Source organism: Thermosynechococcus sp. FA-CM-4201 (assembly GCF_054689355.1).
In genome coordinates this window covers 1,586,554-1,608,029 of record NZ_CP079920.1, presented here as the reverse complement: position 1 = coordinate 1,608,029, position 21,476 = coordinate 1,586,554, and the positions used below count along the sequence as shown (strand labels likewise).

14 protein-coding genes are annotated in these 21,476 nt (G+C 54.4%); 7 read left to right on the top strand and 7 right to left on the bottom strand.

What is annotated here, in order from left to right:
• The first annotated feature begins 57 nt into the window (after nucleotides 1-57).
• Entirely contained in the window at nucleotides 58-3,039 is a 2,982-nt protein-coding gene (locus tag KV190_RS07835; protein ID WP_460192693.1) for an FHA domain-containing protein, read from the top strand.
• Here KV190_RS07835 and KV190_RS07830 read toward each other — a convergent pair.
• Nucleotides 3,036-4,274, bottom strand: a complete 1,239-nt coding sequence (locus KV190_RS07830) for an acetylornithine/succinylornithine family transaminase (RefSeq protein ID WP_460192692.1) — start codon at nucleotides 4,272-4,274, stop codon at nucleotides 3,036-3,038. The two genes, KV190_RS07835 and KV190_RS07830, sit on opposite strands and share 4 nt — an antisense overlap.
• Nucleotides 4,275-4,430: 156 nt before the next feature.
• Between KV190_RS07830 and nrdJ the strand changes: the two genes are divergently transcribed.
• Nucleotides 4,431-7,574: a ribonucleoside-triphosphate reductase, adenosylcobalamin-dependent gene (nrdJ, locus tag KV190_RS07825; RefSeq protein WP_460192691.1), complete on the top strand. Its 3,144-nt coding sequence runs from the start codon at nucleotides 4,431-4,433 to the stop codon at nucleotides 7,572-7,574.
• A gap of 31 nt (nucleotides 7,575-7,605) precedes the next feature.
• Here nrdJ and KV190_RS07820 read toward each other — a convergent pair whose 3' ends face one another.
• Complete coding sequence (locus KV190_RS07820; RefSeq protein ID WP_460192690.1) at nucleotides 7,606-9,180, bottom strand: pentapeptide repeat-containing protein; 1,575 nt, start codon at nucleotides 9,178-9,180, stop codon at nucleotides 7,606-7,608.
• Nucleotides 9,181-9,533: 353 nt separating this feature from the next.
• On the opposite strand from KV190_RS07820, the gene yqeK reads away from it, so the two are divergent.
• Together yqeK and KV190_RS07810 are read left to right on the top strand one after the other, a co-directional pair.
• Entirely contained in the window at nucleotides 9,534-10,184 is a 651-nt protein-coding gene (gene yqeK, locus KV190_RS07815; protein ID WP_460192689.1) for a bis(5'-nucleosyl)-tetraphosphatase (symmetrical) YqeK, read from the top strand.
• Nucleotides 10,185-10,229: 45 nt separating this feature from the next.
• Nucleotides 10,230-11,075 carry an ABC transporter permease gene (locus KV190_RS07810; RefSeq protein ID WP_460192688.1) on the top strand — a complete coding sequence of 282 codons (846 nt, stop codon included), beginning with the start codon at nucleotides 10,230-10,232 and terminating at the stop codon, nucleotides 11,073-11,075.
• Here KV190_RS07810 and KV190_RS07805 read toward each other — a convergent pair.
• Nucleotides 11,072-12,949 carry a caspase family protein gene (locus tag KV190_RS07805; RefSeq protein WP_460192687.1) on the bottom strand — a complete coding sequence of 626 codons (1,878 nt, stop codon included), beginning with the start codon at nucleotides 12,947-12,949 and terminating at the stop codon, nucleotides 11,072-11,074. The genes KV190_RS07810 and KV190_RS07805 overlap by 4 nt on opposite strands.
• 131 nt (nucleotides 12,950-13,080) lie before the next feature.
• Nucleotides 13,081-13,719, bottom strand: a complete 639-nt coding sequence (phoU, locus tag KV190_RS07800) for a phosphate signaling complex protein PhoU (protein WP_460192686.1) — start codon at nucleotides 13,717-13,719, stop codon at nucleotides 13,081-13,083.
• A 185-nt stretch (nucleotides 13,720-13,904) separates the two neighbouring features.
• Here phoU and KV190_RS07795 point away from each other — a divergent pair, with 185 nt between their 5' ends.
• On the top strand, nucleotides 13,905-15,155 hold the full coding sequence (locus KV190_RS07795) for a branched-chain amino acid ABC transporter permease (RefSeq protein WP_460192685.1): 1,251 nt from the start codon (nucleotides 13,905-13,907) through the stop codon (nucleotides 15,153-15,155).
• Nucleotides 15,145-15,957 (top strand): ABC transporter ATP-binding protein, encoded by an 813-nt coding sequence (locus KV190_RS07790; protein ID WP_460192684.1) that lies wholly within the window; start codon nucleotides 15,145-15,147, stop codon nucleotides 15,955-15,957. Before KV190_RS07795 ends, KV190_RS07790 begins: the two co-directional genes overlap by 11 nt.
• A gap of 58 nt (nucleotides 15,958-16,015) precedes the next feature.
• On the opposite strand, the gene dnaG is transcribed toward KV190_RS07790, so the two are convergent.
• Nucleotides 16,016-18,106 carry a DNA primase gene (gene dnaG, locus KV190_RS07785; protein ID WP_460192683.1) on the bottom strand — a complete coding sequence of 697 codons (2,091 nt, stop codon included), beginning with the start codon at nucleotides 18,104-18,106 and terminating at the stop codon, nucleotides 16,016-16,018.
• 192 nt (nucleotides 18,107-18,298) lie between these two features.
• Between dnaG and KV190_RS07780 the strand changes: the two genes are divergently transcribed.
• Nucleotides 18,299-19,408, top strand: coding sequence for an ATP-dependent 6-phosphofructokinase (locus tag KV190_RS07780; protein WP_460192682.1), 1,110 nt, complete (start codon nucleotides 18,299-18,301; stop codon nucleotides 19,406-19,408).
• 11 nt (nucleotides 19,409-19,419) lie between these two features.
• Here KV190_RS07780 and miaB read toward each other — a convergent pair whose 3' ends face one another.
• Nucleotides 19,420-20,772: a tRNA (N6-isopentenyl adenosine(37)-C2)-methylthiotransferase MiaB gene (miaB, locus tag KV190_RS07775; RefSeq protein ID WP_460192681.1), complete on the bottom strand. Its 1,353-nt coding sequence runs from the start codon at nucleotides 20,770-20,772 to the stop codon at nucleotides 19,420-19,422.
• A 15-nt stretch (nucleotides 20,773-20,787) separates the two neighbouring features.
• Nucleotides 20,788-21,462 (bottom strand): nucleotide exchange factor GrpE, encoded by a 675-nt coding sequence (grpE, locus tag KV190_RS07770; protein ID WP_460192680.1) that lies wholly within the window; start codon nucleotides 21,460-21,462, stop codon nucleotides 20,788-20,790.
• Nucleotides 21,463-21,476: the final 14 nt, after the last annotated feature.

Genomic DNA, 21,476 nt, shown 5'->3' with positions numbered 1-21,476 from the left:
GAAAATTCTTACTCCGGCTGTAGTGGCAAAATGAAGTGGGGTTTCTCAACAAGCGGTATGGCAGTGCCCATTCTCAACCTTTTAGCGGCTGATGGTTCACGACAGCAAATTCAACTGGGGCGCGATCGCCTGATCATTGGTACCGACCCCCAAAGCCAAGTGATTCTGGTCGGTGAGGGGATTTCCCGCCACCATGCCTTGATTCTTCCCACGGAGACGGGTTACCAAGTGGCGGATCTGGGGAGCGCCAGCGGCACTTTTTTGAATGGTACGAAACTGCGGCCACGCACCCCGGTGGCTCTAAAGGCGGGCGATCGCCTACAAATCGGTGACTTTGAAGCCATTTTTGATCCAGATGGCATGGCAACAACGGAACTGCCGGGCACGGTAGTGATGGGGGCTGCCAGTACGCCGATCTTGCAGGTGGCGACGCCCCAGTGGTTGCAGGAGTTTCCGCTACTCAAGGAGGAACTGATTCTCGGTCGGGATCCGAAGGTGGACATCACCATTGACCATCCCTTTGTGTCCTTTCACCATGCCAAGCTGGTGCGATCGGGAGATCACTACAAAATCATTGACTTGGGCAGCAAGAATGGCCTTCACTGGCGAGGCACAACGATGAGCGAACACACCTTGGCACCAGGGGATGTGATCCATATCGGGGAATCTCTGCACCTCACATATTTGTTGATGCCCGCCACGGAGGTTGTGGAGCAAACACGCCCCCTCCAACTGCGCGATCGCCAGCAGATTCGGATTGGCCGTGACCCCAGTAACGATATGGTGCTGGATCATCCGGTCGTCTCGCGGTTTCATGCCCGCCTCTACCTTCAGGAAGGACAGTGGTACATTGTCGATCTCGACTCTGCCAACGGCACCTTCATCAATAACCAGCGCCTTGAACCCCGCAAACCCGTGCCCTTACCCACGGGGGCTTTGGTGCGGATTGGCCCCTATAGTTCGCTTTTCACCCCCGATGAAACCATTGTTCCCCACAACGACAGTGGTAATCTGCGCCTCGATGCCATCCACCTCAGCAAAACCACGGCCAAGGGAGCGAAGCTCCTGCAAGATATTTCCCTTTCAATTTTGCCCCGCGAGTTTGTCGCGATTGTTGGCGGCAGTGGCGCCGGTAAATCAACACTCCTCGATGCCCTCAATGGCTTTCGTCCTGCTACGGGGGGTACGGTACTCGTCAACGGCTATGATCTGTACCGCTACTTTGGCACCTATCGCACCCAGATTGGCTATGTGCCTCAGGATGACATTATCCACAGCGAGCTAACTGTGGCCCAGGCCTTGGACTATGCGGCACGACTGCGCTTACCTGCTGATTTTAGCGATCAAGAGCGAGAGGAACAGGTGAACCGCGTCCTTGCGGAATTGGAGTTAACATCTCGCCGCAATGTACTGGTGAAACAACTGAGTGGCGGTCAGCGCAAACGGGTGTCGATTGGTGTGGAATTGCTTACCCGCCCCAGTTTATTTTTCTTGGATGAGGCCACTTCTGGCTTAGATCCGGGCACAGAAACCCAGATGATGCGGCTGTTGCGCCAGTTGGCGGATCAAGGGCGAACAATTTTACTGATTACCCATGCCACTAAGAATGTGATGCTCTGCGATTTGGTGGTGTTTTTGGCACGGGGTGGCCACCTTGCCTATTTTGGGCCACCGGATCAAGCCCTCAGCTATTTTGATGTCCAAGATTTTGATGAAATTTACCTCAAGATTGAGAGCGAACCCAATCCAGCCGTATGGCAGCAACGCTATCGCCAGTCTCATCTGTATCAAACCTATGTGGTGGAGCGACAGCGTCCCCTCAATGTGGATACGGGGGCAACCCGACAAGTCCAACCCCAACGCCAAAAAGCAACCATTCCCCAAGTGGCACCGTGGCGGCAGTGGTGGATTCTCACCCAGCGCAACTTGGCCATTTTGCGACAGGATCGGGCGGCACTCATTCTCATGCTCTCCCTCGCGCCGATTTTGGGAGCTTTGGATTTTGTCCTCTGGAAGCCAACGATTCTTGATGCGCATCAGGGGGATGCGGGGCAGGCATTTACGATGGCCTTTGTCACTGTGCTGATTGCGGTGATGGTGGGCAGCCTAGCGACGATGCGCGAAATTGTTAAGGAACTGGAGATCTATCGCCGTGAGCGGATGGTGGGGTTGGGGCTGTGGCCCTATATTTTCTCCAAGCTGGGCCCAGCGGTGGTGCTGGCACTGTACCAAGCAGCCGTTTTTTTGGCGGTGAAGTTTTTGGCGATCGATCTGAGCCTCGGTCTTGGGGCGATCGCTGGCTTGTATGTAACGCTTTTTCTGGCCACCTTTGGTGGCATGGTGATGGGGCTACTAGTCTCTGCCCTCTCGCCGACGCAAACCGTGGCTCCCTTGTTAACGATTCTCTTTTTGGTGCCGCAGATTACCTTTGCTGGAGCGATTATTCCCCTGAAGGATCTAGGGGGCGTGGGCAATCTAATCAGTGATGTGACGTTGACCCGCTGGAGTTATGCCAATGTGGTGTCCCTCTTCGGCTTTGGTCTGGATGTGGCGCGGGATGCCTGCTGGCAGCAATCCAAATCGGAACGGGAGAAACTCAGTCCGGAAGCCCTAGAGCAGTGTCCGTGTTTTGATGATAACCTCTTTCAACGTTGCCGCTTTCCCGGCGTGCGCAAGGAGTACCACCCCGCTGTGGATGAACCTGAACCCCCACAACCCCCCGAACCCGGTGATCCACCGCCACTGCCCAATTCAGTCTTAGAGTTTGATCAGGCTTATCGCGATCGCGTCGAGGAATACAATCAGCGGGTCAAAGACTATCAGACGGCCATGGAGCGCTGGCAAGACCAATTTGCCCTCTGGAAAGAGCAGCGGGGGCGGGCGATCGCCAGTGGTGAAGCCCTCATTGATCGCTTTTGGAGTCTTCAGGGGCACACGTTCAACGCCAATGTCACCGCCAATAACCTGCGCTTAGGGGGCATTATTGCCCTCATGCTGGGACTAGTGGGGGTCTTTCAAAAACGCAAGGATGTGCTTTAGGCTGCTAAGTGGGCAAAGGCTCGGCTCACTGCCCCTAAGGCCATATCAATCTCGGCAGCACTGACAATGAGAGGAGGGACAAAGCGCACCACCTTCGGCCCCGCCGGCACCAGCAATAGCCCCTCAGCAAGGGCAGCTTTAACGACCTCAGCAGCGGTGAGGGGGGTGTCAGGTTGCAGTTCTAGACCGTTGATCAGTCCCCAGCCGCGCACCTCAGCAATGAGTTGGGGATAGGCTGCTGCCAGTTCACGTAGTCCTGTCCGCAGTTGCTGCCCGCGATCGCGCACATTTTCGAGGAGATTCTCCTTTTCAAGGGTTTCACAAACGGTGAGGGCGGCTGCCGTGGCCAAGGGGTTACCGCCAAAGGTACTGGCATGATCCCCCGGCTGAAAGACGGCACAAAACGCCTTAGCAATCATGGCACCAATGGGAACGCCGCCAGCAAGGCCTTTGGCGGAGGTGAAAATATCGGGTTCGACACCGAGGGTTTCATAGCCCCACAGGGATCCCGTGCGACCAATGCCCACTTGCACTTCATCAAAAATGAGGAGAATGCCTTTTTCGGTACAGAGTTGGCGTACCTGCTCAAAGTAGGCGCGATCGCCGGGGCGGACTCCCCCTTCCCCCTGCAAAGGTTCCAAGAGAATCGCTGCCACTTGCGGCTCCGGTTGATCCAAGGCGGCCACAAGGGCTTCTAGGGCAGCCAAGTCGTTGTAGGGCACATAGGCAAAGCCGGGCACCAAGGGGTCAAAGTGTTTTTGGTATTTCGGTTGACCCGTCGCGGTAATCGTAGCGAGGGTGCGTCCGTGGAAGCTAGCCTGTGCCGTAATGATGATCGGGTTGGCAATGTGGCGAACGGTATGGGCGTATTTACGAGCCAGTTTAATGGCGGCTTCGTTGGCTTCAGCCCCAGAATTGCAGAAAAAGACGCGATCGCCGCAGGAGTGAGCCACCAACCACTGCGCCAGTGCCCCCTGTTGGGGAATGTAATACAGATTCGAGACGTGATGGAGCGTTTGCATTTGGCGGCTGACCGTCTCCACCAAAGCCGGATGGGCATGACCGAGGGTACAGGTGGCAATTCCCGCCACAAAGTCCAGATAGCTACGGCCTTGATCATCCCAAACGCGGCAGCCTTCACCGCGCACGAGCGTAATCGGAAAGCGGCCATAGGTGGTCATCACCACTTGGTCAAAGGCATCGGTACTGAAGGACGTTGGGGGAGCGGCAACCATTGACTCTGGACTCAAAGCAAAAACTTCCTGCTATCTTAGCATCTCCCTCTCGCTGTGGCAGGGGAGTTACGGTTCTCTCTAGAATTAGTGCTTATTGACCCCCAAGGATTGCTTCGGTACACTACACCTAGTATTCAGCCATTGAGTCCTGCCCCTATGGTGCAAAATCCTCCCCGTCCTCAAACCAGCTTCCCCGCTACGGCTCCCACAGCCTATCCCGTGTTTTACCGCACCTACAGCCGCCAAAATGAAGCGGGCGAGCGGGAGAGTTGGCAACAGGTGTGCGATCGCACCCTGCAAGGACTACAGGAAGTGGGTCACCTCACCGCAGCAGAAGTTGCCCTTCTCCGGGAAATGCAGCAGGACTTGAAAGCACTGCCCTCTGGCCGTTGGCTGTGGGTGGGAGGAACTGATTGGGTGCGCCAGCCCGAGAACTTTTCCGGTGCCTACAACTGCACCAGCACCAATGTTGTGGATTGGGATTCCTTTGGCCTGATGATGGATTTGGCCATGCAGGGCTGTGGCACAGGGGCGATCCTAGAGCAAAAATACATCTCCCAGTTGCCGCCGATTTGCAATCGCCTTGAAGTGACTGTCATTGGCCAGATTGGTCAAACCCCCAAGGAAGCGCGTCAAGAGCAAACAACTGTAATACTCACGGGGCAGACCTGCCAGATCAAAGTGGGGGATAGCCGCCAAGGGTGGGTGAAGTCCTACCAAACACTGCTTGAACTAGCCAGCAACTCCCAACTCGGTGGTTCAGTTCAGGTGACGATTGACATTAGTGATGTGCGTCCCACGGGTGAGCGGCTCAAGGGGTTTGGGGGGGTTGCCAATCCAGTAAAGCTGCCAGACCTCTACCATCGCTGCGCGGCACTGTTGAATGCGGCGGTGGGTCGCCAGTTGACCTCTGTGGAGTGTTGTCTGCTGATTGATGAGGCGGCCGTTGTCGTTGTTGCGGGCAATGTGAGGCGTTCAGCGGGTATTCGTCAGGGCGCAAGTGAGGATGAGGCTTTTGCCCAAGCCAAGCAAAATCTTTGGCAGCAGGATGATCAAGGCAATTGGCGAATTGATCCCAAGCGGGATGCCCTGCGGATGGCCAACCATACCCGTGTTTTTCACACGAAGCCAAGTCTTGAAGAATGTACCAATGCGGTGCGTAGTCAGTTCTATTCAGGGGAAGGTGCCATTCAATGGGCCGGGGAGGCGATCGCCCGCGCCAATGCCGATCTTTTGACTACAGCGGATCTCAAGCAGGCCTTTCTCCGTGCCTATGAAAACCAACAAGGAGAGGCGTTTTTGCGGCAACTGTTGCCCACCATCGATCAGCGGGAGCTGGCTCACCGCTTGGGTCGTTATGGCCTCAATCCCTGTGTTACAGGCGATACGTGGGTACTCACGGAAGCAGGGCCGCGCCAAGTCAAAGATTTGATCGGCCAACAACACGGCACCTATGTTAATGGCGAGTTGTTTAGTACCACCGCTGCTGGCTTTTTCCTGAGTGGTATCCAGCCAGTTCTCAAACTCACCACCCGTGAAGGCTATACCCTACGGCTCACCGCGAACCATCGTTTGCTGAAAGTGACTGCCCAAACCCCGAAAAGACAGTACACGGAATGGGTAGAAGCAGGTCAATTGCACGGGGGCGATCGCCTTCTTTTGCACAATCACCGCGATCTAACCCCTTGGGCTGGTAAGGGAACTTGGGAAGAAGGCCGTTACGCCGCTCAAGCCCTTTATCAAGTTGTCACGGGAAGCGCTGCCCTGCAAACCCAAGCGGCACCCTGTTTCACAGAGATTGCACACCGTCAAAACAACTGGATAGCCGTACTCCCCCATAGCTTAGAAAAGAACTTTAGCCTAATCACGATCGAAGAAGGCAGCTATGCATTCTACTGCGGGTTCCTCCGAGAGATTTTCGCTACGACTCAGTTAACATCAATACCACGGCTGCATGTCACACTGGGGGATCGCCAACTAGCCTCACTTATTCAACGCATGCTATTACGTTTGGGAATCGTTTCGCTGGTTGCAGAATCATCCCTAGTTATCCAAGGGGATAATCTCACAACGCTGGCTCGGGTTTTGGACTTGGGGGCGATCGCCCATAATGATTCCTTACCTCTGGAACGGTTTACCGTTGTTGTTGAGTCAATTATTCCCGATGGCATTGAGCCAGTGTATGACTGTACCGTGCCCGGCCCGAATTGCTTTGATGCCAATGGCTTTGTTGCTCACAATTGCGGTGAAATTATTGGTGCTGATTTCCACTGCAACCTTGCGGAAATTCACCTAAATCAAATTGATCCAGCGGATACGATCACACAGGAAAAAGCCTTCAAAGCCGGTGCGCTCTCAGTGGCAGCGCTGTTGAACCATCGCTTTGTTGTCGATCGCTATCAATACTCCCGCGCCATTGATCCCATTGTTGGCGTCAGTTTTACGGGGCTATTTGACTTCTGCGTTCATGCCTTTGGTGTGCCTTGGCTGGAATGGTGGGCAGCGGGACGACCCGATACAACCCAAGGGCGGGAATTCAAAGTGCAAGAGGCAGCCTTCCTGCAACGCTGGCGGCAAATTGTCCATGAGACCGTCTGGGAGTATTGCGATCGCCACGGCCTCAAGCGCCCCAATCGCTGTACCACCGTCCAACCCTCTGGTACCAAATCCCTGCTGACGGGTGCCTCTCCCGGCTGGCATCCCCCCAAAGCCCAACGCTTTATTCGGCGGATTACGTTCCGCAAGGGCGACCCCGTGGCCATGGCCTGCTATGACTTTGGCTACAATATCATTCCCTCCCAATCCGATAAGGATGAGACAGGGAAGCTTCTTGATGATCCCTTTGATCCACGGTGTACCGAGTGGCTGGTGGAAATTCCCGTTGCCGTCTCTTGGGCAGATCTGCCGGGGGCAGACACGATTGATATTAGTCAATTTTCTGCCTTGGCGCAGTTTGACTTCTATATGCAGGTGCAGCAGCACTACACCACCCACAACACTAGTGCCACCATTGAGCTACGGGAACCTGAAGTCGAACCCCTTGCCACGGCAATTTACACGGCGATTCAGCAGGATCAAGGGTATATCTCTGCGGCGCTCTTGGCACGGTTTGATGCCCATGAAACATTCCCACGTCTACCCTTTGAACCCATTAGCAAAGAACGGTACGAGCAGGAAGTCGCTGCGGTTGCTCGGCGCAAGCGGGTCAATGATTTCCATGAAGCCCTCTCCCGCTATACCCAACCCCTCATGGAAGCAGGACCTGCGGGCTGTGACTCCGATAAGTGTCTGATGTCTTAAGCTTTTCAGGGGGGATTCCTTCCCCCTATTATTATTTTGGCAGTTTTGTAAACCAATTCTTTTTCGTATTGTCAAGTTGGCCTTGAACCATACCGGAAACTATACTAAAGTCTGCCCCACAAATATCGGCGCCGGTAAAGTTGGCTCCTGAGATCGAGGCATCCTGCAATTTAGCCCCTCTTAAATTTGCCCGCTCAAAGTTGGCTTGCACCAGATAGGCACCACACAGATTGGCATCACTGAGGTTAGCGCCTTGGAAATTTGCTTCCCGCAAAACAGCATTCGCCAGAATACAGCCCTTCAAATCTGCATTGGTAAAATTGGCGTTGGCAAAGTTGGCACCTGACAGATCTGCATTGCGGAGGACAATGTTGGAAAGATCCACATCCACAAAATCCCGTTCTCCCCGTTTATAGGCTGTGAGCACCTGTACTGCTGTCATCCGTGGTGTGACCTTGGCACGTAGGTGTTGACCCGGACCAGTTCCAACCACTGGTGGGCCTCCCAATTGTGTCCCTGTCATCCGTGATTGTCGCACTCGAGCCGCTTGGGCATTTTGGCTCACCGATGAGGCATAACTAGAGCGTTTAGTTGTCCCTGGGACACGGGGTCGGCCTTGACTGGGGGGAGCTGAAAGGGCACTACTGAGATCATCATCCTCTGCTGAAACAGTAGGGGCAGCCACAGTAGTTGTTTGTTTGGACTCGAGGAGTTGCAGATCCCTAAGCACATCCATCGCGCTTTGGTAGCGGTTTTTAACGGCATCCTCCAGCATTTTGTCGAGGAGAGCGGCAAACTCAGGGGAGATATTTTTGACGTACCGCTTCCAATGCCATTCGCCCGTGCGCGGATCCCGTTCAATCTCCTTGGGTGATTTACCCGTGAGGAGATAGACACAGGTGACACCCAGAGCGTAAATATCGCTGGCATAGATGGGACGCATGGCCATTTGCTCTGGCGGCGCATACATTGGTGTTCCCACAGCAAAGCTAGTGAATGTAGAGAGTTCTGGGGCATTTTCCACCATCGCTTGGGTGACTTTGTCTTTGACTGCACCAAAATCAATGAGCACTAGCTTGTTGTCAATATCACGACGGATCAAGTTCGCAGGCTTAATGTCGCGGTGGATCACACCATTTTTGTGGAGGTAATCAAGGATGGGCAGCACTTCCTGCAAAACCTGCTTCACCTCTTCTTCGCTTTTGGGGCCAAAGCGTTTGACCTCCTGTTGTAGGGTGAGGCCACCCACATATTCTTGGATCAGGTAGAACTCATTTTCATTTTCAAAGTAGCCAAGGAGACGGGGCAGTTGTGGGTGGTTGCCAACTTTGCCGAGGGTGGTTGCTTCCCGCAAAAAGAGTTCCCGCGCCATGGCCAAGATATGGGGTGCGGTGGCGGCTGGCCGCAATTGTTTAATCACACAACTGGGGTTACCGGGCAGTTTTGTATCTACGGCCAAAAAGGTAGTACCAAACCCTCCCCGCCCTAGCACTTTGATTGCCATGTATTGATCATTCAGCAAAAGTTTGCTGCCACAGGCTTGGCAAACATCTAAACCGTCAGGATTATCTGGCTTGACACAGTTCGGATTTAGGCAGTAACTCATAAGCAGCCAAGGAGATGAACAGCATGTTCAACAGGGAGGGAAGGGGGGTAGAGTGACCTTTTCACGTCAAAGCTCACAAGAATGTGCCCCCACTGCTAGCATGATTCAGTAGTTTCCACAGGACGACTCCGTACTTTTACGATACTCTTTTTTCTTTGCCTCACCCTATCCGTGAAATTACGGAAGTTTGACAAAAAGCTTACAGCCCTTTCCTAAAATATCGGATGCATAAGGAGGAAGCTTATCCTGCTCGAAAGTAGCTTTGACTGTTTTGAGGGTTTCCCAACCTTGTGAAAAGAGCCTTCGGTATGATACAAGGGTAGCACTTCATCATCCCTGCTGTGGCTTTGGCTATGACCCCGCTTGTGACAACTGATGCTAAAGACTCCCTGTGCGATCGCCAGCAGGTTTTGGCATGGCTAACAGAGAATGTGCCAGCACCCCGACTACAACATATCCTGCGGGTAGAAACAATGGCGGCAGAGCTAGCCCTACACCACGGCTTGGATGTGGATCGCGCCGCTTGGGCTGGGTTACTCCATGATCTGGCGAAATACTTTCCCCCAGAGCGGTTGTTAAGTATGGCACGGGAGGCGGAGCTACCCATTACAGAGGTTGATGAAGCAGACCCCCACTTGCTCCATGCCGATGTCAGTGCCTTAGTGGCGCGGCAGCAATTTGGCGTAACTGATGAGCAGGTTTTAGCAGCCGTCGCCAATCACACCTTGGGTCAACCGGGCATGGATGCCTTGAGTTGTGTTGTGTTTCTCGCGGATAGCTTGGAGCCGGGGCGCGGCCAGACGGTGGAGCTAGAGGAATTGCGCAGGGTGGCTCACCAAAATTTACAGGAGGCGGTGTGGCGGGTGTGCGATCGCACGCTGTTGTGGCTGATTGATCAGCACCGCTTAATTCACCCACGCATGATCCTGACCCGCAATTGGGCAATGCAGGTGGCACCAGCAAAACCGAAAAAGAGCGAAAAGAAAGGCGCCGCCAAGGTTTAGAGGCCTTGCTACCCTAGAAAACAGGTTTGATCTCGGAGTTGCGTTATGACCACCGCTTCAGCAAGGGCTGTTCCCGGTATTTTCTCAGGTGAATTCATTCAGGAAACCCTCGCTTTGACCCGTCGCCTGTTTATTCAACTGCAACGGCGCCCTTCAACACTGGTGGCGGGGGTGGTACAACCCTTGATTTGGTTGATCCTCTTTGGTGCCCTGTTCCAGAATGTGCCGCAGGGTCTGTTTGGCGAGAGTACCAATTATGGTCAGTTTCTCTGCGCCGGCATTATTGTCTTTACCGCCTTTAGTGGTGCCCTCAATGCGGGGTTGCCCGTGATGTTTGACCGTGAGTTTGGCTTTTTGAATCGGTTGTTGGTGGCGCCCTTGGCCTCGCGGTTTTCGATTGTTCTCGCCTCGGCGTTGTTCATTACGACCCTAAGTTTGATTCAGGTGGTGGCGATCGCCAGCTTGGGGGTGCTCCTCGGAACGGGGCTGCCGAATTTAGCGGGCATTGGGGTCGTTTTGGCCGCGGTACTGATTTTGGTCTTTGGGGTGACAGCTTTGAGCTTGGGCCTTACCTTTGCTTTGCCGGGGCACATTGAGCTATTGGCCGTGATTTTTGTGATCAACCTGCCGTTACTCTTTGCCAGTACTGCCTTGGTGCCCCTGTCGTTTATGCCCCGCTGGTTGCAGTGGATTGCCAGCCTCAACCCCCTCAGTTTGGCCATTGAACCGATTCGCTATGTCTATCTGCATCCCGATTGGCGGTTGAGCGATGTGGTGATGGTGGCTCCTTGGGGGTCACTGAGCTTAGGTGCTGCCCTATTGATCCTCTTTGCTGTTGCCCTGGGGATGAGCCTACTGATCCAACCCCTATTACGGCGGCGTTTGGCCTAGACCACCCGCAGTGTAAAGCCTTGGGTACACCACTCCCGCACATCCAAGCAAAACTCATTCCCTTCCGGTTCACTGCTGAGATCCGCTAGCAAACTGAGAACCAAGGCAAGACTATCCTCACCAGAAATTAGCAATGGCTCTGAATGGCTAGGGTGGCTACTCAGTTGACTAAAACGAGTCAGGGGGCGGTGGCTGCTGATGATAAAGACCTTCAGCCATTGGCAAGGGCGATTCAGCGTCCACGTATAAAGGGGAATATTCAAGCCCGGCGCAACCGCCAACTGCCACGACTGGGTTTGCAGCGGCAGCAGGAGAATGCCTTGACTGCTATCCCATGCAAAGGCGACAATGTTGAGGGGGCGATCGCCATAGTTGTAGAGGCTCCAGCGGCAAGTATCCCCCTTGGCTAAGGTGAGGGGCGTGTCTAAATTCGTGGCTGGCAGCTTGGTGCTCAGGACATCCGGCAAGGGATTGGGGCTGCGGGGTGGGGATTGGCGGCTCAAGAGTTTTGCCGTTGGCGATAGTTGCTCAAGGGTTGTACACACGGCCACCTGACTGGAGGTGGGATTGAGCGTTAGCGTCAACCATTTCTGCGCCAGTAGGGCATTCAGCAGGGGGTTCAAGCGACGGATGCCGGCTTTGGCGGCTTCATTGGTGCCACTACAACTGTGTTGGAGCAATGTTCCCACCGGCCACTCCAGCCCATAGCTGCCCACCGTCTCACTCTTGGTGAGAACCACATCGGGCAGGGGATCACTGCTGTTGAGGACGGCAACTTTTTCTTCATTGGTCAGGGCATTGATGGCATCTACGCGCTCAATTTTGCTGAGTTTGGTGTCGAGGGCCACGTGCAGATGGAGATTTTTCCCTAAACGTCGCTGTTGCTCGTAGAGGCGATCGCCGACTTGCAGCGGCTGACTACTAATCCCCTGTGCCATCAGGCCATTAAAACTCGCCATGTTGACGGCGGTGGTGCCATCGGCAGTGACCCAACGACTGTGGGGATGACAATGGGCTAATAGCCAAGGACTGAGGCCGCCACACCAAACCTGAAGGGTGCGATCGTGACTGGTACTTTGCACCACACCATCAAAGCCGTGGGATAAGGGGACATTCCCCGGCAATCCATCGCTAACTAGATGAATTTCTGCCCCGGTTTGCCAGCGCAGTTCATCGGCAGTGTACATCAGGCTTGTCGCCAACGGGCGATCGCCCCCCAAAGCCGCTAGATAATGGCTCAAACTAGCAGTAAAGAGTCCCATAGGAACGCCATTCAGATGCGTTTCTACCCCCAAATCTGCCCAGAGCAGATGATCCTTGGGAACTTGGCCTGTGCCACGGGTCTCTACAGGCTGCAACGGCACAAATCGCCAGCGCAACATCTCCCCCTCAATAGGTGGCGGGCTAAAGCGGGTGTCGAGCCATACCTGTACCCCTTTGGTACGCACTAATTCAGCAAGTGGTAAGATGCCCTCACCTGCTGCTGTGGCATCGGCGAAAACCAATGCTGGTTGTTGCTGCCAAAGCGTGCCGTAGCCACTAAAGTAAACCAACAGGGGCTGACCAGCGTGCTCCAGCACCCCTAGGGTTTCTTGAACCGCATCGAGGGTTGCCGCCTGTTCCGTCAGGAGCGTAATGTCACTGTCCGCCAGCCCCCAGCCATCTAGCAATAGGTTTTTCACTAGCTCAACATCCGTTAGACAACCGCCTAAAGGGGGCACACCCGCCAACTGGGGATAGTGGTTAATGCCAATCAGGAGTGCTCGCCATGGACGAAAAGAGTCTGCTAAGGAGCCGCCTGCCGTTTGCCAAACCCACGGCATCAGTGTCAGTGCCGCAGCACCGTACAAAAAAGAACGACGGCTTAACCTCATGCCTTACCTCCCAACAGGCCCATCCTCAGGTTCGAGCACAGGCACGACAACACTTATGAATTAGGACTAGTTCTATTCTCAAAGGTTGTGGACGCAATTCAGCGCACAGCGAGCATAAAACGTCAATTTTCCTAGGGGGCTTCCCCCCGCACAATGAAGCAGACGCGCTGGCCAATGGTTGTCGCATGATCACCAATGCGCTCCAAGTTGCGAATCAGCAGCAGCAGGATCAAGCGCAATTCCACTGGCTCTTGGGGATGCAAAGGGGTGCAGAGTCGCTCATAAAGACGTTGGTAGTCGGCATCGACGGCATCATCGCAGTTGGCGAGGGCTAGCCCGATCTCAGGATCCAAATTGGCAATGGCGGATAGCGCTTCCGATAGTAACAGTTGCGATCGCTGGAACATCAAGCGGATGTCCTCAAGGTAGGGTGGGGGTGGATAGCGCAGCAGGGTTTGACCCGCACGGCCAATTTCAAGGGCATAATCGCCGATCCGCTCTAGATCGCGGCAGAGGTGCGAGAGCATGACTAAAAATCGGAGATCCTCGGCCACAGGGGCTTGCAATGTCAGCAGGGCGATCGCCTCACGATTGAGTTCTTGGGCGCTGCGGTCAATGTCCCGTTCCCTTTGGATTAACTGCTCGACACTGAGAAGATGTCGCTCAATTAAGACACCATAGGCCAACTGACAGGCACTTTCGACTAGTGTCCCCAGTCGCAGCAAGTCACTGCGCAGACGTTGTAGTTGCCGTTCAAAATGGGTGGTCACAGCCTCAGACACCCACCCTCGCTCAAATAACTGTGCTCCCTAGTGTGCCAAAAAAGTAGCGAGTTGTTCCTTGGGCACAGCCGTAATTAATGATGTATAAAATATAGTCATTTTGATTCCTTCATCCACTGGCGCGATCGCAACAGCGCAGCGCAACTGTATCGCCCTTAACTTCGATGATCTAAATGGTTGGCTATCTCATTTCCCTTGGTATCTTCACTGCCACCTTTGCCCTTTTTAGCTTGGGGCTGAATTTGCACTGGGGCTATACGGGGCTAATTAACTTTGGCCATGTTGGCTTTTTGGCCATTGGTTCCTACACCACGATTTTGTTGGGGATTGCTGGCGTCCCCATGTTCTTTGCCGTCCTTGCTGGCGTGGTGCTGGCGATGGGATTGGGCTTTTTAATGGGGATTGCTACGCTGCGACTGCGGGAAGATTACCTTGCGATTGTGACCATCGGCATGGCGGAAATTGTCCGCTTGATTGCCCTCAATGAGGATTGGCTAACCCGAGGCGGTCGGGGGGTGTATGGGTTTCCGCTGCCCCTTGCTCAGTTCAATCCCAATATATCGACCAAGCTGGGGATGATTGCTCTTTTTTGGGCTGTGGTGGGGGCGGCTGCATGGCATTGGTGGCAATGGTTAGAGCGGCAGTACGGGCGATCGCACCCCCGCTGGTTACTGCCTAGCTATGCCGCTTTATTAATTGCCGGTACCCTCAGCCTTTGGGCCACGTTGCTCCCCTTGAGCTTAGGACGGGGAATGGCCATTTTTCCTCTGGTGTTGACACTGGTGACGCTGGGTGGGGCGATCGCCCTCGTCAGCTATTATTGCCGTCCAGAAAAACCAGCAGTGGTTCCCATCGCTTTGAATACGTTGGCCGCAGCTCTAGTTGGTCTCGTGGTCAAAGCCCTTACCCTTGGCCTGTGGGATTTTAGCTACCGGGCGGGACTGTTGTGGCTGTTGGTCTTGGTTTTGGCCTTGGTGGTGTGGCAGTTAGAGCGTTGGATTCATTCCCCTTGGGGACGGGTGCTCAAAGCAATCCGCGAAGATGAGGAGGTGGCCAAAGCCCTAGGCAAGAATGTCTTTGCCTACAAAATGCAGTCGCTGCTGTTGGGGGGAGCGATCGCGGCAGTGGCAGGGTCTTTTTATGCGTGGCAGCTCACCTTTATTAACCCCGATGGCTTTGTATCCCTGATTACATTTCAGGCGTGGACAATTGTGGTCTTAGGGGGTGCAGGCAATAACATGGGTACTCTCCTCGGTGCTGCGCTCTTTTGGGCCTACACTGCCCTGACCCGCTTTATTCCCCTTGATGGTGGTCGCCTAGAGGCCTTGCGGATGATGCTCATTGGCCTTGTCCTCATTATCTTGATGATGTGGCGACCCCAAGGTATTTTGGGCAAAAAGGAGGAACTCAGCCTTGGTCGATGAACCTTCTCTCGCGCCCGTCTCTAGCGGTGTCAGTCCAGTCTTGCCCTCAGACCTCCTAGTGGCTACGGGGCTATGCAAAAGTTTTGGTGGTATTCGCGCGGTGGATCATGCCGAAATTCGGGTTGCACGTGGCAGTATCACTGGTCTCATTGGTCCCAACGGTGCCGGCAAAACCACCCTATTCAACCTGTTGTGCAACTTCCTTACCCCCGACCAAGGCCGTGTGATTTTTGATGGTGCCCCCATTAGCCATTTGCCCCCCCACCAAGTTGCCCTTCAGGGACTGCTGCGCACCTTCCAAGTGCCCCGTGTACTCTCGCGCCTATCAGTTCTCGAAAATATGCTCCTAGCCGCGCCACTGCAAACAGGGGAGAAGTTTTGGAATAGTTGGCTGCAACCCCTGCGCATCCGCCAAGAGGAACAGGAACTGCGGCAACGGGCGTGGGCAATTTTGGAGTCTGTGGGGCTAGCGGCCAAGGCCAATGACTATGCGGGTGCATTGTCGGGAGGGCAGCGCAAACTCCTCGAAATGGCGCGGGTGATGATGCACCGTCCCCGCATGGTACTCCTCGATGAGCCAGCCGCCGGCGTCAACCCAACCCTGATTAATCAAATTTGCGAGCATATTGCGCGTTGGAATCAAGAGGGCGTGACGTTTCTGATTATTGAACATAATATGGACGTGGTGATGTCCCTGTGTCAGCACATCTGGGTCTTGGCGGAGGGCAAAAATCTTGCTGACGGTTCTCCGAGTGAGATTCAAACCAATCCTGAGGTCTTGAGAGCTTACCTCGGACAATAAGTTCTTTGGGGCAGATCAATCATGCGCAAGAGTTTTATTTTTTTACTCTGAAAACCCATCAGGAATAGCCCCGGATCACTGCCAAGGAAGGACAGCGCTGCTGATCCAATTGCTGGAGGTATTGGCGATGCTGGTAGTAGTCATGGCGCAGTTGTTCAAGGACTTGCAGCCGCTCGGGTGCCACACCGGGAATATCGTCAATCTCTCTGTCGCTGTCGGTGAGTGAGCGATCTAGATAGTGGCGTAGGGCTTCACTGGCGGGAGATTCACTTAAAATCAGGGCAACCGTTTCCTGCCAAGACTGGAGGATGTAGCGACAGCGCTTTTCAACGGCAATGCGCTCAAGGGTGGCGGCGGCGGCTTGGATGACTAGTTCGGGACGATCGAGACTGACGGCAGTGGTCTCATCTAACTGTAGGAGCGGCGTCATCAGAGAAGCTTCTGCTGCTTCGTCGAGGCGATCAAAAAGATGGGTGACCAAATCCAAGTCCGTCAGTTGTGTCCCGGTCTCCGTGGGTGAATGCAGTGGCCACTCAGCAGTATAGGGATCATCAGGCGCAGGCAGACCCGCACACTGTTCTTCTTCAATGGCTAGGATTTGCCGCCACAGCCAACGGTGGTGGGAGAGGCTAAATTCAATATCCCGTGCTTGCAGCGTTTGCCGAATTAGGGGGCGATATTCCCCACAGTGGAGGTAGAGGCGCAGAAGCTGTTCTTCAGCCGCTTGACGTAAATTATAATCCGCTGGACGTTGCCATTTTTGCGATCGCCCCTGCCAGCGCTGACCCCGCACCTGTTGCCGCAGGGATTCTTCAAGGCGGAGGATAAAGCGACTATCGTGGCGTCCCAATAGCTCAGCACAGTGGTGAATGTAGTGACTACGCAGTGTGGCATTGGGGAGTTTGCCCAAGAGTTGGCTCAGGGCTTGGCTTGCCTGCTGAAATTGATCGCTTTGGTCGAGATCGTACTGCTGCAAGATGGTTTGGATTTGCCAATCGAGCCAGAGGGGGGCTTGATCTAAGAGCGTTTGGTAGCGATCTCGCCGTGCCTCTAAGGACTCGGCAGCATCCGTGAAAAAGTCAGCCGCATCTTTACCCGCCGGTAACGTGAGAATGCGCAGTCGCAGATCCCCCCGATAGGCCAAATCCGCAGCCTCGCCAATGGCGCGATCGGCAGCCCGTTGTCCCGCTGGGTCGGCATCAAAGTTGAGAATAATTTGCTTCGACTCAGTGTAGCGCAGTAGCAACTTAATTTGGGCTTGACTGAGGGCAGTCCCTAAACTGGCCACCGCTTGGGGAAACCCCGCTTGGTGCAGAGCCATGACATCAAAGTAGCCCTCAACAACAATCGCCTGATCGGTTTGCACAATCGCTTGGCGTGCCTTATCAAGACCAAAGAGTAATTGCCCCTTGTTAAAAATAGGGGTTTCTGGGGAGTTGAGATACTTCGGCTCTTCGTTGCCTAGGGTACGACCGCCAAACCCCACCACCCGTCCTTGGGCATCCATAATCGGGATCATCAGGCGATCGCGAAAGCGGTCATAGTAGCCGTCCCCGGTTCGCCGAGGCATAATCAAGCCCGCCTGCTCAACTAAAGCAGCAGGATATCCCTTTTGCTCCACAAGATATGTGTAGAGCACTTGCCAACCCGCAGGGGCATAGCCCAAGCGAAATTGCTGAATCGTGTCCTCTTTCAGATGGCGTTGTCGCTGCAAATAGTCTTGAGCTGCTTGACCAATGGGCTGCCGCAGGGCGTGTTCATAGAAACTGGTGGCGATCGCCAGAATCTCGTACAGTTGCTCTTGAAGGGACAGCCGCGCTTGTAGTGCCTGTTTTTGCTCACTATCGAGGGTGCGTACGGGAATCTGATGGCGTTGGGCAAGGTCGAGCACCACCTCGGCAAAGGAGCGCTTTTGCAGTTCCATCAGGAACTTAATGGCATTGCCCCCAGCACCGCAGCCAAAACAGTAGTAAAAGCCCTTGAGGGGGCTGACCGTAAAACTGGGGGTTTTCTCCTCATGAAACGGACAACAGCCAACGTATTCTCGCCCGCGCTTGCGTAGGACAACGTGCTCGGCCACCACATCGACAATGTTGACCGCTTGGCGCACAGCCTCAATCGTATCGGGGTGTAGGCGAGGAATTTCCATAGATTACCAGTCTAATCGATCCTCTCAATCAGATATTCCCCTCTGGAAAATTCAACGATTCCTAAGGATGTTGCAAGCTCTTAACTCAAGCAGTCAAGGGCGATTGACCTTCGCTAGGATGTTGACGGTGCCCTTGTTAGGTGCAGAGGCAGGCTTTGAAGCCACAACCGTTCATATAGGGAGCAAGTATTCATGAGTACCAGCCGCAAACGACTTGGTGTGTTCACCAGTGGCGGAGATTGCCCAGGTCTAAATACGGCCATCCGTGCCATTGTTGCCCATGCCACTTTAAGTTACGGTTGGGAGGTGCTTGGCATTCTCCACGCGACTCAGGGGTTAATTGAGCGGAAGGCGATCCCCCTCAATGCAGAAGGCCTCGGGGGAATGGATGTACTGCTCAACATGGGGGGAACCATTCTCGGAGCAATTAATAAGGGCGATACCCTTGGCCATGCCGATGAAGTGATTGCGGGGTACTATGAATTGGGCTTGGATGCCCTCATTGCCATTTGTGGCGATGGCAGCCTGAAAATTTTGCATCAACTGGCGCAAAAGGGAAACTGGAATTTCCTTGCTGTACCCAAAACCATTGATAACGATGTCGCCTTGACCGATCGCGCCATTGGCTTTGATACCGCTGTCAACATTGTTGTCGAAGCCCTCAGTCGGATTACCTCCACCGCCGCGAGCCATGATCGTGTTTTTGTGGTGGAAGTGATGGGGCGCACTGCGGGTCACTTGGCTCTGTATTCGGGCATTGCTGGGGGCGCCGATATTATTCTGATTCCAGAAATTCCCTACTCCATTGAAGGCATTTGCCAGCACCTCCAGAAGTTGCGCGATCGCTGGGGACGTAAGTTTGCCCTCATCGTCGTTGCCGAAGGCGCCAAGGAACTAGAACAAGACGCCAACCATCACCGCCATTGTAGTATTGGCCAGTATATTGCCGATAAAATTGCCCAGCACAGCCCCATCCCCATTGAGCTACGGGTTTCGGTGTTGGGTCATATTCAACGGGGGGGTGCCCCCATGGCCATGGATCGGCTGCTGGCAGCAGGCATGGGCAATACCGCTGTCGATTTGGCGGCTCAAGGGACGTTTGGCCGCATGGTGGCGTGGCAAGCAGGGCAAGTGGTGACCGTGCCCATTGCCGATGTTGTTGCTAAATGCCCGCGGCATGTGGATCCCAATAGCTTCTTGATTCGTACGGCTCAAGGCTTGGGCATTTACGTTGGTGATAAGCCGATGCTGCCCTACGTGGATCCCACCCTTTGCCGCGATGAAGTAATTTGTGCGATCTAGACCCCACTGAATCAGCCAACTAGGGAATGCTCCGCAAGGGGCACACCACTGAGGCTAAAGGCTCGCGCCTCGGTAATGCGGACACGCACCAGTTGTCCCCGTAGGGTCTCAATATCGCCGGGCAGGTAGGTGAGGCGGTTGCCATCCGTGCGGCCATAGACTTGTTGCGCATCCTTGGGATTCGCCCCCTCCACCAGCACCACCTCTTCCCGTCCAAGATAGCGTTGGGAGCGATCGCCAGCGATCGTCGCCACTAAATGATTTAGCCGTTGCAGGCGATCTTCTTTAATCTCTTCCGGTACTTGATTCTCCCACGTGGCCGCTGGCGTATTCGGGCGCGGAGAATAGGCCGCCGTATTCAGTTGGTCAAACCCCACCTCCGCCACCAGATCCAGTGTGCGCTGGAATTGAGCTTCTGTTTCGCCCGGAAAACCAACAATGGCATCCGCACTAATGGCAGCATCCGGCATATAGCGGCGAATCGTTTCAATGATTTGTAGGTAGCGCTCGCGAGTATAGCCCCGTGCCATTGCCTTGAGAATCTCATTATCCCCCGACTGAAAGGGAATGTGGAAATGCTTACACACCTTGGGCAGTTCGGCACAGGCTCGAATCAAGCGCTCCGTAAAATAACGGGGATGGCTGGTGGCAAAGCGAATCCGCTCAATCCCAGCAACATCATGGATGTAATAAAGCAAATCGGTAAACGTGTGCTGTCGCCGCCCCTCTGGGGTAATTCCCGGCAAATCACGACCGTAGGCATCAATGTTTTGCCCGAGGAGCGTCACTTCCTTGTAGCCTTGAGCCGCCAGTTCCTCAATTTCAGCGCGGATTGCCTCGGGGCGGCGGGATTGCTCTTGCCCCCGTACCCCCGGCACCACACAGTAGGTACAGCGTTCATTACAGCCATAGATCACATTGACCCAAGCAGTGACCCTACTATCGCGGCGGGGTTTGGTAATGTCCTCAACAATGTGCAGTGGCTCCGTTGCCACCACTTGGCTGCCATTCCACACCTGCTCCAACAGCTCACCAAGGCGATTGGCATACTGCGGCCCCATCACCAGATCCACTTCGGGAACTCGCCGCAGCAGTTGTTCCCCCTCCTGTTGAGCCACACAACCAGCCACAATCAGCGTTAGGTTAGGGTCTTGATGCTTGCGCTTGGCCTGCCGCCCTAGATAGGAATAGAGCTTCTGCTCGGCGTTGTCGCGAATCGTGCAGGTGTTGTAGAGCAACACATCGGCTTCATCCGGTTCGGCGACTGGTTCTAAGCCCATTGCTTCCAAGACCCCGGCCATGCGCTCGGAGTCGGCTTTGTTCATTTGGCAGCCAAAGGTGGTGATGTAGTAGCGGCGTGGCATTCCCTTGAAGTGCCCCTATACGTCCGTCACATCATTGGTGGGATTCGTGTCACTGGCACTACCCTCTTCAGGGGGAGCGGCCACTTTGACCATGGCATGGCGCAACACGCGATCGCCCAGCATATACCCCCGCTTGAGTTCTTCAATCACGGTGCCTTCAGGATGTTCATTCGTTGCTTCCCGCAGCACAGCCTCGTGGAGATTGGGATCAAAGGGCTTGCCTTTGGCCTGCATCGCGGAAACGCCAATACGCTTGAGGCACTCCACCAGTTGCTTGTAAACCCCCTGATAGCTGCGGTGAATTTTTTCTTCCGCCTCTGTTTCGGTTTGAATGTGGGTGCGGGCTAGCTCAAAGCTATCCACCACAGGCAGCAAATCAGCAATGACGCTGCACTTAATCTGTAGCTCTAGTTCCTCTTTTTCTCGCTGGGTGCGTTTGCGGAAGTTTTCAAAGTCAGCGGCAAGGCGCATATATTGGCTATTGCGCTCCTCCACCACCTGCGAAAGACTAGCCTTGGCAGCTTCAAGGGCAGCAATTTTCTCTAGCAAATCCGCTGCATCCGCAGAGGTGGTCTCAGATGCTTGACCCTCTTCGCCCGTGGTGGCCTCGGTATGATTCTCAACGACATCGGGGGTAATTTCGCTTTCTTGGGCTTCAGCAGCGGGGTTGGTTATGGTTTCATCACTCATAGGTTGACTCAGGT